This is a genomic window from Pedobacter sp. AC379 (genome assembly GCF_979258145.1).
Map to the genome: position 1 here is coordinate 5,821,945 of NZ_OZ409839.1, position 15,525 is coordinate 5,837,469.

General features: G+C 37.3%; 18 protein-coding genes. 17 read left to right on the forward strand and 1 reads right to left on the reverse strand.

Going from position 1 to position 15,525, the window contains the following annotated elements; genetic code table 11:
* Window positions 1-36: 36 nt before the first annotated feature.
* The gene (gene rsmA, locus ACZZZW_RS25025) at window positions 37-822 is read right to left on the reverse strand and encodes a 16S rRNA (adenine(1518)-N(6)/adenine(1519)-N(6))-dimethyltransferase RsmA (protein WP_055913022.1); all 786 of its coding nucleotides are present in this window, start codon (window positions 820-822) and stop codon (window positions 37-39) included.
* A 185-nt stretch (window positions 823-1,007) separates the two neighbouring features.
* On the opposite strand from rsmA, the gene pdxA reads away from it, so the two are divergent.
* From pdxA to ACZZZW_RS25110, 17 genes are all read left to right on the forward strand, one after another.
* On the forward strand, window positions 1,008-2,087 hold the full coding sequence (pdxA, locus tag ACZZZW_RS25030) for a 4-hydroxythreonine-4-phosphate dehydrogenase PdxA (protein WP_055913025.1): 1,080 nt from the start codon (window positions 1,008-1,010) through the stop codon (window positions 2,085-2,087).
* Between the two features lie 287 nt (window positions 2,088-2,374).
* Window positions 2,375-3,559: an MFS transporter gene (locus ACZZZW_RS25035; RefSeq protein ID WP_055913027.1), complete on the forward strand. Its 1,185-nt coding sequence runs from the start codon at window positions 2,375-2,377 to the stop codon at window positions 3,557-3,559.
* Between the two features lie 79 nt (window positions 3,560-3,638).
* Window positions 3,639-4,478: a sulfurtransferase gene (locus ACZZZW_RS25040; protein WP_055913030.1), complete on the forward strand. Its 840-nt coding sequence runs from the start codon at window positions 3,639-3,641 to the stop codon at window positions 4,476-4,478.
* A 266-nt stretch (window positions 4,479-4,744) separates the two neighbouring features.
* A complete protein-coding gene (locus tag ACZZZW_RS25045) occupies window positions 4,745-5,275 on the forward strand; it encodes a YceD family protein (protein WP_055913032.1) in 531 nt (176 codons plus the stop codon).
* 15 nt (window positions 5,276-5,290) lie between these two features.
* Entirely contained in the window at window positions 5,291-5,482 is a 192-nt protein-coding gene (gene rpmF / locus ACZZZW_RS25050; RefSeq protein WP_082458872.1) for a 50S ribosomal protein L32, read from the forward strand.
* Window positions 5,483-5,583: 101 nt separating this feature from the next.
* Window positions 5,584-6,522 (forward strand): phosphate acyltransferase PlsX, encoded by a 939-nt coding sequence (gene plsX / locus ACZZZW_RS25055; RefSeq protein WP_055913035.1) that lies wholly within the window; start codon window positions 5,584-5,586, stop codon window positions 6,520-6,522.
* 18 nt (window positions 6,523-6,540) lie between these two features.
* Window positions 6,541-7,539, forward strand: coding sequence for a beta-ketoacyl-ACP synthase III (locus tag ACZZZW_RS25060; protein WP_055913038.1), 999 nt, complete (start codon window positions 6,541-6,543; stop codon window positions 7,537-7,539).
* Window positions 7,540-7,712: 173 nt separating this feature from the next.
* Window positions 7,713-8,189 carry an acetyl-CoA carboxylase biotin carboxyl carrier protein gene (accB, locus tag ACZZZW_RS25065; protein WP_055913040.1) on the forward strand — a complete coding sequence of 159 codons (477 nt, stop codon included), beginning with the start codon at window positions 7,713-7,715 and terminating at the stop codon, window positions 8,187-8,189.
* A gap of 80 nt (window positions 8,190-8,269) precedes the next feature.
* Window positions 8,270-9,610, forward strand: a complete 1,341-nt coding sequence (gene accC, locus ACZZZW_RS25070) for an acetyl-CoA carboxylase biotin carboxylase subunit (RefSeq protein WP_055913043.1) — start codon at window positions 8,270-8,272, stop codon at window positions 9,608-9,610.
* Window positions 9,611-9,702: 92 nt separating this feature from the next.
* On the forward strand, window positions 9,703-9,900 hold the full coding sequence (locus ACZZZW_RS25075; protein WP_463497503.1) for a DUF2683 family protein: 198 nt from the start codon (window positions 9,703-9,705) through the stop codon (window positions 9,898-9,900).
* Window positions 9,891-10,157 carry a Txe/YoeB family addiction module toxin gene (locus ACZZZW_RS25080; RefSeq protein ID WP_463497506.1) on the forward strand — a complete coding sequence of 89 codons (267 nt, stop codon included), beginning with the start codon at window positions 9,891-9,893 and terminating at the stop codon, window positions 10,155-10,157. Before ACZZZW_RS25075 ends, ACZZZW_RS25080 begins: the two co-directional genes overlap by 10 nt.
* A gap of 115 nt (window positions 10,158-10,272) precedes the next feature.
* On the forward strand, window positions 10,273-11,154 hold the full coding sequence (gene tatC / locus ACZZZW_RS25085; protein ID WP_055913052.1) for a twin-arginine translocase subunit TatC: 882 nt from the start codon (window positions 10,273-10,275) through the stop codon (window positions 11,152-11,154).
* A gap of 45 nt (window positions 11,155-11,199) precedes the next feature.
* Window positions 11,200-11,637 (forward strand): ribose 5-phosphate isomerase B, encoded by a 438-nt coding sequence (gene rpiB / locus ACZZZW_RS25090; RefSeq protein ID WP_055913055.1) that lies wholly within the window; start codon window positions 11,200-11,202, stop codon window positions 11,635-11,637.
* Window positions 11,638-11,663: 26 nt separating this feature from the next.
* The gene (locus ACZZZW_RS25095; RefSeq protein WP_463497510.1) at window positions 11,664-13,298 is read left to right on the forward strand and encodes a M28 family peptidase; all 1,635 of its coding nucleotides are present in this window, start codon (window positions 11,664-11,666) and stop codon (window positions 13,296-13,298) included.
* A 97-nt stretch (window positions 13,299-13,395) separates the two neighbouring features.
* Entirely contained in the window at window positions 13,396-13,605 is a 210-nt protein-coding gene (gene vapB, locus ACZZZW_RS25100; protein WP_055913060.1) for a type II toxin-antitoxin system VapB family antitoxin, read from the forward strand.
* On the forward strand, window positions 13,605-13,991 hold the full coding sequence (locus ACZZZW_RS25105) for a type II toxin-antitoxin system VapC family toxin (protein ID WP_463497513.1): 387 nt from the start codon (window positions 13,605-13,607) through the stop codon (window positions 13,989-13,991). The genes vapB and ACZZZW_RS25105 overlap by 1 nt, the downstream gene beginning before the upstream one ends.
* 134 nt (window positions 13,992-14,125) lie before the next feature.
* Window positions 14,126-15,511 (forward strand): LutB/LldF family L-lactate oxidation iron-sulfur protein, encoded by a 1,386-nt coding sequence (locus ACZZZW_RS25110; protein ID WP_463497516.1) that lies wholly within the window; start codon window positions 14,126-14,128, stop codon window positions 15,509-15,511.
* Window positions 15,512-15,525 lie beyond the last annotated feature (14 nt).

The window sequence follows — 15,525 nt, forward strand, 5'->3', positions numbered from 1 at the left end:
TTTTTAATTTATTCAAGGTAGACGAAAAATTAGGGTTTAAGTTTCCATCAACTTACTCACATGCTGCGTTAAGGCCACAAAATCAGCCACGGTCAATTGCTCGGCACGTTTCTCGAAGTAAATATGATCGTCCATTTTATCTTTTGGCATCACTGCCGAAACCGCATTGCGCAAAGTTTTTCTTCGTTGGTTAAAACCTGCCTTAACCACACGCCAGAATAATTTTTCGTCACAATCTAAAGTCTCCACCTCATTTCTGGTTAAACGGATTACGGCCGAATGTACCTTTGGTGGTGGATTAAATGTACCCGGTTTAACCGTAAAAAGATATTCGATTTTATAATAAGCCTGAAGAAATACGCTCAAAATGCCATACTCTTTATTGCCCGCAGGTGCCGCGCAACGTTGTGCAACCTCTTTTTGAAACATACCAACCATTTCTACCACCTTGTTGCGGTTATCTAAAATCTTAAATAGAATTTGAGAAGATATGTTGTATGGAAAATTACCTATAATGGCAAACTGACCAGGGAATATAGCATCAAAATCGAGCTTTAAAAAATCACCGTTAATCAGGCGATCGCCCAACTGAGGATATTTTTCATTCAGAAAATGGAAAGATTCGGTATCAATATCGATTAAATAAGTTTCTAAATCTTTACGTTGCAGCAAAAAATCAGACAGGATTCCCATACCAGGGCCAACTTCTAGAACCTGGTTATATTTATCCGTGTTCACCAGAGCCTCTACAATACGGTTGGCAATGCCTTTATCGGTTAAAAAATGTTGACCTAAGTGTTTTTTCGCTTTAACTAAACTCATCTTTATGCTTTATTTTGCCACTGAGGCACAGAAAAAATGCAATGAAAGGTAGGATAACCCCATTTCCTTTCCGTATAAACGGTGTTTCCGTGGCTACTCTATTTTATACAAAATAACTAATTTTTATCCGGTAAGCACCTGTTTAATCGAAAATCAGTAATTTGCGCTAAAATTTTCCAGTAATTATGAGCGATAAACTTAAAATTGGCATTAGTATAGGCGATGTGAACGGCATTGGTTTAGAAGTAATCATTAAAACATTATCCAACCCTGCTATTTTAAATTATTGCACACCAATTGTTTATGGCCATACCAAGGTTTCATCTTTCCATAGAAAAGCAAACAATCTGGGCGATTTTAGTTTTAATGTAATCAATCAGGCCAACCAGGCGCAGCCTAAAAAAGCCAATATGATAAATTGCTGGGAAGAAGATGTTAAAATTGAGTTGGGTCAGATTACGCCAACAGGAGGTAAATACGCACTTTTATCGTTAGAGCGTGCAACTGCCGATCTGGTAAACGGAGATATTGATGCCTTGGTTACCGCTCCTATTAATAAACATAACATTCAATCAGATACTTTTGCTTTTCCGGGCCACACCGAATACTTACAGGAAAAAAGTGGCAGTAAAGATGTGCTGATGTTCCTCATTAGTGAAAATTTAAGAGTTGGTGTAGTTACCGGACATATCCCTGTAAAAGATGTTCCAACAGCCATTACAAAAGATAAAATCATTAGTAAATTAAAGCTGATAAACGAAAGTTTGAAAAAAGATTTCTGGATTGAAAAGCCAAAAATTGCTGTACTGGGTTTAAATCCTCATGCCAGCGATAACGGATTATTAGGCACAGAAGAAGCTGAAATTATAACTCCCGCCATACAGGAGGCTTACGATAAAGGGATTGTATGTTTCGGGCCATACCCTGCTGATGGATTTTTTGGCAATGGCAGCTATAAACAATTTGATGCGGTTTTGGCCATGTACCACGATCAGGGATTAATTCCTTTTAAAACTTTGGCTTTTCATAATGGTGTAAATTATACTGCAGGCTTAAACTTTGTGCGTACCTCTCCCGATCATGGAACAGGTTACGATATTGCAGGTAAAGACCTCGCTGATTCAACTTCATTTACAGAGGCATTATTTGCCGCCATCCACATTGTAAAAAACCGTAGAGAGCAGGAAGAAATGTTGGCCAATCAGTTGCGTTCGGGCGGTAAGGTTGTAGAAACTCAGTTCGATATTAAAGATGATGCTTCTTAAGGTAGAAAGTTTGTAAAGAGTAGAAAGATTAAAGCTGAAAGACCAAAGGAGATGGACGATAGGATGCAATAACCACGTCCGACTTCATACAACCCACCACAGCCCCAATAAACTAAAGGGTTTAGGTGGGTGAACTCTTTTTTTGTAAAGCAAGTTTTTGTGTTCCATCGTTCTGAAAGACCTCCTATCGTTTCAGTCTTTTTATGCTGGCATGTTGAAGCACCATATCAAAAAGTATTTCCACTACTATCAGTTTTATTTTAGTTAAAATTGTGCATCAAATCAAAATGAGCAGCACTAAAAAAAACAACCACATTCTCCCAACAATAGTTATCGCGCAGTTTCTGTGTACATCTTTGTGGTTTGCTGGAAATGCAGTACTACCCGATATCATTAAAAATTTTCCTGCAGAAACTAACCTGTTGGCCAATCTTACCAGCATGGTACAATTTGGCTTTATCAGTGGAACCTTAGTTTTTGCAATTTTTGCTATATCCGATCAATTTTCACCCTCAAAAGTGTTCTTCATATGTGGAATTGCTGCAGCATTGTTTAACCTGGGTATCTGTTTAGAATTAGCAGATGTACGCTTACTATTGCTTTTCCGATTTTTAACAGGATTTATGCTTGCAGGCATTTACCCCGTTGGGATGAAAATTGCTTCAGATTATTATAAAGACGGATTAGGAAAATCACTAGGCTTTTTAGTTGGCGCCTTAGTTTTCGGAACCGCTTTTCCACATCTGCTGAAAACTTTTACCGCAAGTTTCCCTTGGCACTATGTTATTTTTGCTACTTCAGCCCTATCGGTAACCGGTGCATTAGCGATATTCATTTTGGTTCCTAATGGCCCTTTCAGAACGGTTGGACAAAAATTTAATTTCCGCTCCTGCTTTGATGGTTTCAAAAATCAAGGTTTCCGCTCGGCAGCTTTTGGTTATTTTGGGCACATGTGGGAACTGTATACCTTTTGGGCTTTTTTACCAGGTATGTTGTTACTTTTTAATAGCAAACACCCAAATACTACACTAAATATTCCGCTTTTTTCATTTTTGGTTATTGCTTCGGGCGGTTTATCATGCATGATTGGCGGCCTATTATCCCAAAAATTCGGCGCTAAACTCATCGCCACCATTGCTTTGGCAATATCCGGATTATGCTGCCTGCTTACGCCTGTTTTACTTTTCAGCAGCACTTTATACCCTTTCATTATTTTTTTATTTTGCTGGGGTTTAGCGGGCACAGCAGATTCTCCTTTGTTTTCTTCGTTGATTGCGAAACATGCACCGGCAAGTTTAAGAGGAACTTCATTAACATTGGTAAACTGTATCGGTTTTGCCATCACAATTATTAGCATCCAGGTCATTAATCTTTTGGCAAAAGAAATGAATCCGCATTATCTTTATATGGTTTTGGCTGTTGGACCAGTTTTGGGGCTATGGGCACTATTAAGAGATTTTAAAAGGAATTAATAACCTTCAATTATTAGCTAGCTGTACTTTATTTAACCTTAACTTCAAATTTATTTATCTTTGATTTAAAGATTCAAGAATGAAATTATCACCTATCATAAAACCAGAAGAATTAACCTGGTTAAATCAAGACGATGAAATCGTGATTATAGATGCAAGCGCCGGCTCAAAAGCGAGATATGACCAACAACATTTGGCGGGTGCACTTTTTGCCGATGTAAATGAAGATTTAGCAAATATTGGTGATTATGCTTCTGGTGGCAGACACCCCTTACCAACTTTCGAGCAATTTTCTACTGTTTTACAGCAGCTGGGTATTACAAAAGGCAGTCGTGTAATTGTGTACGACGATAAAAATGGTGGCAATGCGGCTGCGAGGCTTTGGTGGATGCTAAAATCTATTGGTCATGAAAAAGTACAGGTAATTGACGGAGGCTTCCAGGCGGCTGTTAAAGCTGGTTTTCCGACAACCGATAAAGTGGAAATTCCAAAATCTGTCGATAAATATGACATCACAGCCTGGCACTTACCATTATCGGATATAGATGAAGTTGAAAGAGTGGCTAAAACCGACGATTACATTGTAATTGATGTGCGGGATGCTAACCGTTTTGCAGGGCTTACAGAGCCTATCGATTTAATTGCAGGGCATATCCCAGGCGCAGCTAACATTCCTTACACCGAAAATTTAGATGCTAATGGCGCTTTCCTTGACCCTGAAATTTTGAAAGAGAAATACGCTGAGGCTTTGGCTCTGGTTAAACCAGAAAACGTAATTGTACATTGTGGCTCAGGCATTACAGCCTGCCATACGCTATTGGCTATGGATTACGCAGGCTTATCAATTCCTAAGCTTTATGTTGGCTCATGGAGCGAATGGAGCAGAAATAACAAGGAAATGGTATTGGCTGATCAGTAATTTTTGTTGGTTGGGTTTACAATTTCGCTTCAATAAACTGTTGATTTTACATTCCACTAAACGAATAAAAATTTTTTATTCTAAGTCGGGGATTACAAATCATGACTAAGAAGAATACCAATAAATGTATTGAAACTCATTTTCAAAAAATTACCAATTCAATTAACATTCTGAAAACCTGTCCGATTAACGCCAACAATTTTTAAAAAACATTTTTAATCTAATTATTTTATCCCTACATTTGCAGGCTAAAATTTTACAGTACTTTGAACCCACTAAAACAATTTTCATTACCGTTTACCGGATTAAAATTGGGAACTCATCAGTTTGATTATGAGCTTGATGATACCTTTTTTAATGCATTTGAGTATTCGTTAATCAAAAGCGGAAATTTGAAGGTAGACCTGGAACTTGAGAAACAAGAGACCATGTTACTGCTAAAATTCAAAGTTATTGGTACAGTTAATTTGGATTGCGATAAATGTTTATCTGAGTTTTCTTTACCTATAAATCTTTACGAACGTCAGATTGTAAAGTTTGCTGAAGATGAACTGGAAAGTGATGATGAAGAAATTATCTCGCTGAGCCGCAAAGATACCGAGATTGATATATCGGGCCCTTTATACGAAATGATTAACGTAGCGGTACCTTATATCAAAAACTGCGAGCAGGCAGATCAGGATTGCGATCAGGAAATGATTGATCGTTTAAACCAATTATCGATCGAGAAGCAGGCAGAAGAAAATGAACAAACAAGCGACCCACGTTGGGAAGCCCTTAATAAGTTAAAAAAATAATTAGATTATACACCAATGGCACATCCAAAACGGAAAATCTCGAAACAGAGAAAAAATAAAAGAAGAACACACTATAAAGCTGTTACTCCTTCTTTAGCAACATGCTCGACAACAGGTGCTATCCACGTACCTCACCGTGCTTACAACGTTGATGGTAACTTATACTACAACGGCAAACTGGTTATCGAAAATACTCAGATTGGGTAATTTTCTTAAAAAATTGTTTGTGTTTTCAGCGGCTTTAGTCATACCTTAGTCAACTGAAAAATTCAGGATTACACCTGACTTAACACAAACAGATTTTTTCTATGAAAATAGGCCTCGACATAATGGGCGGAGACTATGCTCCCAAAGCAATTGTTTTGGGAGCAATAGCTGCTCATCAATCGCTTAACGCTGGAGAGCATTTAGTTCTTATTGGCGATACCGAACAGATTAAACCCATTCTTGCAGAAGAGGGCTTTAATCCAGATCACTTTGAATACGTTCATACTGATGAAGTAATTGGTATGGGCGAACATCCCACCAAAGCAATCGTTCAGAAACCGAATTCGAGCATAGCAGTTGGATTTAACCTTTTAAAAGAAGGGAAACTCGATTCATTTGCAAGTGCAGGTAACTCTGGAGCAATGTTGGTTGGCGCTGTTTTTAGCGTTAAAACCATTCCGGGCATTATTCGCCCTTGTTTATGTACAATTCTTCCGAAAATTAAAGGTGGCACTGGCTTATTATTAGATGTAGGTGCAAATGCCGATTGCAAACCCGATATTTTATTACAATTTGGCGTTTTGGGCAGCTTATATGCAGAAAATTTATTGCAGATAAATGAGCCAAAAGTTGCGCTGATGAATATTGGCGAAGAAGATGAAAAAGGTAATATGCTTAGCATGGCTACTTTCCCGTTGATGAAAGATACCAACCTATTTAACTTTGTAGGCAATGTTGAAGGAAGAGATTTGTTTAATGATAAGGCTGATGTAATTGTTTGCGATGGTTTTACCGGAAATGTAATGCTAAAACTAGCAGAATCATTTTATGTGCTTACCATCAAAAAAGGACTTAAAGATGAGTTCTTCGATCGTTTTAATTACGAACAGTACGGTGGAAGTCCGGTTTTAGGCGTTAACGCTCCTGTTGTTATCGGACATGGAATTTCAAGTCCTTTAGCGGTTAAAAATATGGTTCTACAATCAAGAGAAATGATTACCACTGGATTGGTAGAAAAAATTAGAATTGCATTTAAATAATTTATTAAAATTCTTAAAATGAGTAAAATTCACGCTGCTATTACAGCAGTAAATGGTTACGTTCCCGATTATGTGCTTACAAACGCAGAATTAGAAACCATTGTTGACACTTCGGATGAATGGATAACCAGCAGAACGGGAATTAAAGAACGCAGAATTTTAAAAGGAGAAGGTTTAGGCACATCCGATATGGCTGTACATGCTGTAAATGGTTTGCTTAAAAAAAGAGGTATTGATGCAAAAGAAATTGAATTGATTATCTTTTGCACCACTACACCAGATTTTACTTTCCCCGCAACTGCAAACGTTTTAGCAGATAAAATTGGTGCTACCAATGCTTGGGGTTATGATTTACAGGCAGCTTGTTCTGGCTTTATATTCGGCCTTTCAACTGGTGCATCATTTGTAGAATCAGGAAGGCACAAAAAAGTTTTAGTAGTTGGTGGCGATAAAATGTCATCGATCATTAATTATGAAGACCGCACCACCTGTATTATTTTTGGTGATGGCTGTGGCTGTGCCTTGTTAGAGCCAAACGAAGAAGGTTTAGGAATACAGGATTCTATTTTAAGAACAGATGGTTCTGGAAGAGATTTCTTAGGCATGAAAGCAGGTGGATCGGTTATGCCGGCAACCCACGAAACCATTGATGCAAGATTACATTTCGCGCATCAGGAAGGCCCTACAGTGTTTAAATTTGCGGTAACCAATATGGCTGATGTAGCTGCTGAAATTATGGAACGTAACAGCTTAACTGCTGATGATGTTGCGTGGTTAGTGCCTCACCAAGCCAATAAACGCATTATTGATGCTACTGCAAACCGCATGGGCGTTACTACCGATAAGGTAATGATCAACATTGAACGTTTCGGAAATACAACCAACGGAACCATACCTTTATGTTTATGGGAATGGGAAAGCAGATTAAAAAAAGGCGATAACATCGTTTTAGCTGCATTCGGCGGTGGTTTTACCTGGGGTTCGATTTACCTTAAATGGGCTTACGATACCAAGTAATTGAGTAGAGAGCTTGGAGTTTGGAGTTAATTAGCTGCTTGATAAAGCATCATAGCCATTAACTATCAACTATTAAACCGTCAACCTTAAGTGGTTGCAGATAAAAATAAAACAAAAAAAGTATAACTTAGTTAATTCAATAAACACTATTTTTTACATAACTAGCCTAAAAAATGGATATCAAACAAATACAGGAACTGATTAAATTTGTTTCTCGTTCTGGAGTAAATGAAGTTGCTATTGAGCAGGAAAACTTCAAAATCACGATCAAAACAAACCAAGCACCAACAGTTGTGCATGCTACCGTACCACAGGCTCCGCTTGTACAGGCTGCTGCCCCTGTTGCCACAGCTCCTACTGCTCCAGTTGCAGCAACACCTGCTGTACCAGCTGCAGAAGACACTTCAAAATACTTAACAATTAAATCGCCAATGATCGGTACTTTCTACCGTTCAGCTAGCCCGGAAAAACCAATGTTTGTAAATGTTGGTGACGAAGTTAGCACAGGTAAAGTAGTTTGTATTATTGAGGCAATGAAACTTTTCAACGAAATTGAAAGTGAAGTTTCTGGCCGTATCGTTAAAATTTTGGTTGATAACGCATCACCAGTAGAATACGATCAACCGTTATTTTTAGTAGAACCTATTTAGAAGCTGATTTCACAGATTGATGATGGTGCCAAAATAGTCGGTATAATCATAATATCTGTGTAATCATCAATTAAAAAATTATGTTTAAAAAAATACTAATTGCCAACAGGGGTGAAATCGCTTTGCGTATTATCCGTACCTGTAAGGAAATGGGCATCAAAACGGTTGCTGTTTACTCTACCGCAGATCGGGAAAGTTTACACGTACGTTTTGCTGATGAGGCTGTTTGTATTGGCCCCCCACCTAGTAAAGATTCTTATTTAAATATTCCAAATATTATTTCGGCTGCAGAATTAACCAATGCCGATGCCATACACCCAGGTTATGGTTTCTTATCAGAAAATGCTAAGTTTTCTAACATTTGCCGCGAGTACAACATCAAATTTATTGGTGCAACTCCAGAACAGATTAACGGTATGGGCGATAAAGCCTCTGCAAAAGAAACCATGAAAATTGCTGGTGTACCTACCATTCCAGGATCGGAAGGTTTACTTACCAGCGTTAAAGAAGGTATTGCAATTGCTAACGAAATGGGTTACCCGGTTATACTAAAAGCAACTGCCGGTGGCGGTGGCCGTGGTATGCGTGTTGTTTGGAAAGATGAAGATTTCGAAAATGCATGGGATAGTGCCCGCCAAGAATCAGGTGCAGCATTTGGTAACGATGGTTTATATTTAGAGAAATACATTGAAGATCCACGCCACATTGAAATCCAGATAATCGGCGATCAGTTTGGCAAAGCCTGTCACCTATCAGAACGCGATTGTTCTATCCAACGCCGTCACCAAAAGTTGGTTGAAGAATCTCCTTCTCCATTTATGACCGACGAACTCCGCGTAAGAATGGGCGAGGCCGCAATTAAAGGAGCAATGGCTGTTAGTTACGAAGGTGCCGGTACAATCGAATTTTTGGTTGATAAACACCGTAACTTTTACTTCATGGAAATGAATACCCGTATCCAGGTAGAGCACCCGGTTACCGAAGAAGTAATCAATTTCGACTTGATTAAAGAACAGATTAAAGTTGCTGCCGGAATTCCGATTTCGGGTAAAAACTACTTCCCTGATATGCATGCCATTGAGTGCCGTATCAATGCAGAAGATCCAGCGAACAATTTTCGTCCTTCACCAGGTAAAATCACCAATTTTCACTCTCCAGGCGGTCATGGTGTTCGTGTAGATACGCACGTTTACGCTGGATATTCTATTCCTTCTAACTACGATTCAATGATTGCCAAATTAATCTGTGTTGCACAAACACGTGAAGAAGCAATCTGTACAATGGAGCGTGCTCTAGGCGAATTTGTAATTGAAGGAGTGAAAACAACAATCCCTTTCCATCTGCAATTGATGAAAGATCCTAACTTTAGGGCAGGAAATTTCACCACAAAGTTTATGGAAACGTTTGAATTTTCAGAATAATATAAACTATTATAAATTTAGATCCCATTTTGATAAAACAGAATGGGATTTTTCTTTATTAAAACTTTAGAATTATTTCATTAAATTTGAATATGGAAACATTAATTGTACACCCAGAAAATAAGGCTCAATTAAATGCAGTAAAACAGGTGTTGAAAGCAATGAAAATTTCTTTTGAAAAAAGAGAAAAACCCTATAATCCAGAATTTGTAGAAAAAATTTTAGATGGGGATAAAGATTTTAAAGAAGGAAAATTCACCAAAATTGATTTGGAAAATCTATGGAAATAGTTTTTCTTCCAAACGCTAATAATGATTTAGATTTTTGGAAGAAATCGGGAAATACAACTATACAAAAGAAGATTCATAGCCTTTTAAGTTCTATTAGGGACACTCCTTTCGTAGGAATAGGGAAACCCGAGGCATTAAAGTATAACCTTACAGGTAAATGGTCCAGGAGGATAAATTCAGAACATCGAATTATTTACGAAGTTTTAGAAATAGAGCAAATGATCAAAGTTCATTCATTAAGAGGCCACTACACTTAATTAAGTGATGATTTCATTAATATATTAAAGCATTTCTCAGAATAATATAAACTATTTCTATATTTAACACGTAAATACCATTCTATTCAAATAGAATGGTATTTTTGTTTTCAACATGAGCGACACTAAAAAAAATCTACTTACAAAAGCTATCGGGCAAAAGAGCACCACATTAGAGGCAGAAATGTCTTTTTTCGATCACCTGGATGTTCTCCGTAAACATTTAATCAGAGCCGTAATTGCCATTGCCGTTTTTACGGGTATCGCTTTTTACTTCAATGAAGAAATCCTGGATAAAATCATTTTCGGGCCAAAAAAACCAGATTTCTGGACCTATCGCATGATGTGTAAACTGGTTGAACACTTCCCTTCTTTAGGAAAGGATATGTGTATCACCAAAATCAATGGAGAAATTATAAATACCGAAATGGCTGGTCAGTTTAATTTACAACTGAACGTTTGTGTGATGTGTGGTATTATCCTTGGCTTCCCTTACTTATTGTGGGAAATATGGCGCTTTGTTAAGCCGGCATTACATGAAAAAGAACGTAAATCGGCCAGCGGTTTTGTTTTCTTTGCATCGTTACTTTTTATTATCGGAATCATATTTGGGTACTTCATTATTTGTGCACTATCTATTAATTTTTTAACAGGTTACACAGTAAGTTCTGAAATCAAAAACACCTTTACAATTGATTCATATGTATCTTCCATAGCTACGTTAACCTTAGGAACAGGTATTATTTTTGAACTTCCGATCATTATTTTTATCCTATCAAAACTGGGGTTAATGACTCCAAAACTGATGAGATCGAGCAGAAGATACGCAACTGTAATCATTTTGATTATTGCTGCAATTGTTACACCAACACCCGATATATTAACTATGTTGACTGTAGCAGCACCTTTATTTTTATTGTATGAGGCAAGCATCTTTGTTTCGGCATACATTGAAAAGAAGAAGAAAAAAGCAGAAGCGGCCTTCTATGCTAACTAACAAAAACATTACGAACGGATTTCATAATTCTCTATAAATTTGACCATGTCTGATACAAAAATTAAAATTGCTATTGGAGCGGATCACGCGGGCTTTGAGTACAAAGAGTTACTAAAAGATTTTTTACAGCATTACGAAATAAAAGATTTTGGTACTTATTCTGAAAATTCTGTGGATTATCCAGATTTCGCTCATCCAGTTGCTGCTGCTGTTGAAAATGGAGATTTTACCTACGGAATTTTACTTTGCGGATCGGCAAATGGTGTGGCTATAACTGCAAACAAACATCAGCACATTAGGGCTGGTTTATGCTGGGAAAATGAAGTTGCTTCTTTAGTACGTAAACACAATAACGCAAATGTTTTATGTATTCCGGCAAGATTTGTTTCGGAAGAACTGGCAAAAGAAATAGCGACAACTTTTTTAACCACTGAATTTGAAGGCGGTCGCCACCAAAACAGGGTTGAAAAAATTTCGTGTTAACAAGAACTCAACTAACTATTATCATAATGAACAAAAAGTTTTTAACTCTTGGCTTGGCCTCGCTGGTTTCCGCGAGTTGCTTTAGTCAAATTAAGCCACTTGCGCCTAATCAGGATGCAATAAAATTTAGTAAGGCAATCAATCCCGAAAATGCATTTAAACACCTTTCTGTTTTAGCATCTGATGAATATGAAGGTCGCGAAACGGGCACAAAAGGAGCTTGGATGGCTGCTGATTATATCCGCGATTATTTTAAATCTTTAGGTTTAAAAGCCCCTGTAAATGGCAGTTATTTTCAGAAAATCGACCTGGTTAACGTAACGCTTAAAGAAAGTCATGTTACCGTAAACGGACAGCCAAAAGAATACCAAAAAGATTACCTTGTTTCGCCAAGTTTAATCAGCGATAAAGGTTTTACATTTTCAGCCAATGAACTTGTATTTATCGGTTACGGTATAAAAAAAGATACTTATAACGATTTCAATGGTACCGATATTAAAGGCAAAGTAGTAATCATGTTCAATGGCGGCGACCCAACTTTGAAACCGGGTACAAGAATTGACAGAGCTGCTTATCGCGCTACCCTTGAGGCCAGAGCAAAATATTTTGCAGAAAACAACGTGAAAGCGATTATTCTGATCGATCCAGCTGTTGACAGAATAACTGAAAACACAAAACAAACGCTTAAAAATGGCAGAGTAATGGTTAAAACCAATGCTGCTATGGAGGCTCAAAAACAGAATGATATCCCTCGTGTATCTATTTCAGTTGCGTTGGCCAATGAATTGTTTAAGGCATCTAATACTACTGTTGCAGATTTACAAAAGAAAATTGTAGATAGCCAGGCCCCAGCTTCGCAAGTATTAAATGTACCATTTTCAGCGAGCGCAGCAAAAACCGAAACTCCGGTAAGATGTGAAAACGTACTTGGTTATTTAGAAGGAACAGATCCGGTACTTAAAAAAGAAGTATTAATTCTTACAGGTCATTATGACCATATTGGACTTGAAACTGATCCAAATGCAAAAGATAAAGTGAATAATGGAGCTGATGATGATGGATCTGGAACTACTGGCGTTTTATTAATGGCAAAAGCATTTACAGATGCTAAAAAGGCTGGTAAAGGTTCTAAACGCAGTATTTTATTTATGACCGTTGTTGGTGAGGAAAAAGGATTATGGGGTTCTGAATGGTACTCGGAGCATCCGGTTTTTCCTGTCGAAAACACAATTGCTGATTTAAATACAGATATGATTGGCCGTACAGGTGAGGAATATTTAGGTAAACCAGATTCTGCAAACTACATTTACTCTGTAGGATCGAACATGTTAAGCAGCGATTTAGGTAAATTAAGCGAGCAGGTTAATGCAACTTATACCAAAATGAAACTGGATTATAAATACGATGATCCAAAAGATCCTGAACAAATTTACTACCGTTCTGATCATTATAACTTTGCTAAATTGGGTATTCCGATTATTTTCTACTATGATGGGATGTTACAGCAAGACTACCATAAACCGGGTGATGAAGTAAGCAAAATAAATTTCCCGCTTTTGGCAAAAAGAGCAAAGCTAACCTACTTTACCGCATGGGAATTGGCTAACAGAGCTAAAAGACCGACAGTAGATATGGACGGAAAAGGGAATCCAAAAAAATAAAAAATTAAGCCTCGATAAAATGTCGGGGCTTTTTTATGCCTAAAGGCGTATCTTTTTATTTCAAGATTAAAATGGTATTTTTGATAAAAGTAAGTATATGAATCAGTTGCATATTTTAGAAAAAATTAACATGATGCCTATTGCCTATCAGCAAGAGGTGGAAGACTTTATCGATTTTATTTTGCAAAAAAAAGTAAATAAAAAAAATGAAGAAAAGCAACAAAGAAAACTTGGCCTACTTAAAGGAAAAATGAAAATGAGCGAAGATTTTAACGCTCCACTGGATGATTTTAGAGATTACATGTAGTGAAAAAATATTTGCTTGATACCCATGTTCTACTTTGGATGCAAGATGATAATATTGCACTATCTGAAACAGCAAGAAAAATTTTAGAAGATTCTACTACTCAAATCTATCTAAGCATTGTGAGTTTATGGGAGATTACCATAAAGCAATCACTAGGCAAGTTACAATTAGAATATTCATTAGACGAACTGATAGATTCCTGCAACAGCAGCAACATTATCATACTTCCAATAGATTACGGAACGCTGAAAATACTTAAAGTGCTACCGTTTTTACATCGAGATCCTTTTGACAGAATCATTATAGCAACAAGTATGGAATTAGATTTAAATCTCATTTCAAATGATGAAATAGTGAAAAAATACATGACTAAAGTTACCTGGTAATATTCTCCCAAAATCACAACTACTTCTTTGTATTAATTTCTAAAAATAAACTCAACATGGTTTCCTATCTTTGATGTTGTAACGAAAAACTAAAATCAGTTAATATTCGTTAACCTATTACAAAATAACTATTGATGAATATTGCTGAAGAATTTTTAGAAAAGTCTGACGAGAAAGCTTTCGATTTACCGCATCGTAAAACCATAAATTATAATATTGGAAAATACAATGCAGCTGTTGAGCGCGGCTTGTCAAAATTTGAAAATTTAGAGGCGTCCAAAAAGAAAGCACACGTAATCAAGTGGCGTGTAATGGAAAACCTTGATAAATTTTTACCTGAGTTCGAATCAAATTTCCAACGGCGAGGCGGCAAAGTAATTTGGGCTAACGATGCGGAAGAGGCCCAACAGGAAATCCTCAATATCATTAAAAGAAACAATGGGAAAACGGTTATCAAATCAAAATCGATGACCACAGAGGAAATCCACATAAACGATTTCCTGGAAAAAAATAATATAGAATCGTTAGAAAGCGATTTGGGCGAATACATTGTTCAATTGCTTGGTCAGGCTCCGTACCATATTGTAACACCGGCGATGCACCTCAGTGCAACAGATATTGCACAGCTATTTCACGATAAATTTGGCACACCTATCGATGCCACTCCTCCTCAACTGGTACAAAAAGCAAGAGAATTACTTCGCGATAAATACCTGAAAGCCGATATTGGCATCAGTGGTGGAAATTTTTTAATCGCCGATACAGGAAGTATTGCCCTAACAGAAAATGAAGGTAATGCCCGTTTAAGCACTACATTTCCTAAAATCCACATTGCTATTGTAGGCATCGAAAAGGTAATTCCTTCTATGGCAGATTTGGATCTGTTTTGGCCGCTACTTGCCTCGCATGGAACCGGACAAAATTTAACGGTTTACAATACTATTTTAAGTGGCCCCCGCCAACCAAATGAAACAGATGGCCCTGAGGAAATGTATGTAATCCTTCTGGATAATGGCCGCACCAATTTATTGGCACAAAAAGACCAGAGACAGGGTTTGTACTGCATCCGTTGTGGTGCATGTTTAAATGCATGTCCTGTTTATAAAAATATTGGTGGACATACCTATAATACAACCTATAGTGGTCCGATTGGCTCTGTAATTACTCCTCATTTAAAGGGCATGGAGGAATTTAAACATTTAAGCTATGCATCAAGTCTTTGCGGAAAATGCTCAGAAGTATGCCCCGTTAAAATAGACATCCACAAAATGCTTTTACTTAATCGAAGAGATGCCGCAGCAGGACATGAAAATGGAAAGAAAGAGGAAATTGGCTGGAGTATGTTTAGCAAAATGATGCTAAAACGCAAATGGATGGATTTTTTTGGTGGAAATTTTAAAAACTTCATGCTCAAAAGATTTTTCAAAAGGAGTTGGGGCAAATATCGCGAAATGCCAAAAGTTGCCGATAAATCTTTTGCCAAACAATGGGAAGAGCTGAAAAAAAGTAAGGAGTCTTAATAAGAGGTAATCAG

Excerpts from the sequence above, each read along its gene's own strand:
- rsmA (WP_055913022.1), bottom strand. The coding sequence starts at position 822 with ATGAGTTTAGTTAAAGCGAAAAAACACTTAGGTCAACATTTTTTAACC.
- pdxA (WP_055913025.1), top strand. The coding sequence starts at position 1,008 with ATGAGCGATAAACTTAAAATTGGCATTAGTATAGGCGATGTGAACGGC.
- ACZZZW_RS25035 (WP_055913027.1), top strand. The coding sequence starts at position 2,375 with ATGAGCAGCACTAAAAAAAACAACCACATTCTCCCAACAATAGTTATC.
- ACZZZW_RS25040 (WP_055913030.1), top strand. The coding sequence starts at position 3,639 with ATGAAATTATCACCTATCATAAAACCAGAAGAATTAACCTGGTTAAAT.
- rpmF (WP_082458872.1), top strand. The coding sequence starts at position 5,291 with ATGGCACATCCAAAACGGAAAATCTCGAAACAGAGAAAAAATAAAAGA.
- plsX (WP_055913035.1), top strand. The coding sequence starts at position 5,584 with ATGAAAATAGGCCTCGACATAATGGGCGGAGACTATGCTCCCAAAGCA.
- ACZZZW_RS25060 (WP_055913038.1), top strand. The coding sequence starts at position 6,541 with ATGAGTAAAATTCACGCTGCTATTACAGCAGTAAATGGTTACGTTCCC.
- accB (WP_055913040.1), top strand. The coding sequence starts at position 7,713 with ATGGATATCAAACAAATACAGGAACTGATTAAATTTGTTTCTCGTTCT.
- accC (WP_055913043.1), top strand. The coding sequence starts at position 8,270 with ATGTTTAAAAAAATACTAATTGCCAACAGGGGTGAAATCGCTTTGCGT.
- ACZZZW_RS25075 (WP_463497503.1), top strand. The coding sequence starts at position 9,703 with ATGGAAACATTAATTGTACACCCAGAAAATAAGGCTCAATTAAATGCA.
- ACZZZW_RS25080 (WP_463497506.1), top strand. The coding sequence starts at position 9,891 with ATGGAAATAGTTTTTCTTCCAAACGCTAATAATGATTTAGATTTTTGG.
- tatC (WP_055913052.1), top strand. The coding sequence starts at position 10,273 with ATGAGCGACACTAAAAAAAATCTACTTACAAAAGCTATCGGGCAAAAG.
- rpiB (WP_055913055.1), top strand. The coding sequence starts at position 11,200 with ATGTCTGATACAAAAATTAAAATTGCTATTGGAGCGGATCACGCGGGC.
- ACZZZW_RS25095 (WP_463497510.1), top strand. The coding sequence starts at position 11,664 with ATGAACAAAAAGTTTTTAACTCTTGGCTTGGCCTCGCTGGTTTCCGCG.
- vapB (WP_055913060.1), top strand. The coding sequence starts at position 13,396 with ATGAATCAGTTGCATATTTTAGAAAAAATTAACATGATGCCTATTGCC.
- ACZZZW_RS25110 (WP_463497516.1), top strand. The coding sequence starts at position 14,126 with ATGAATATTGCTGAAGAATTTTTAGAAAAGTCTGACGAGAAAGCTTTC.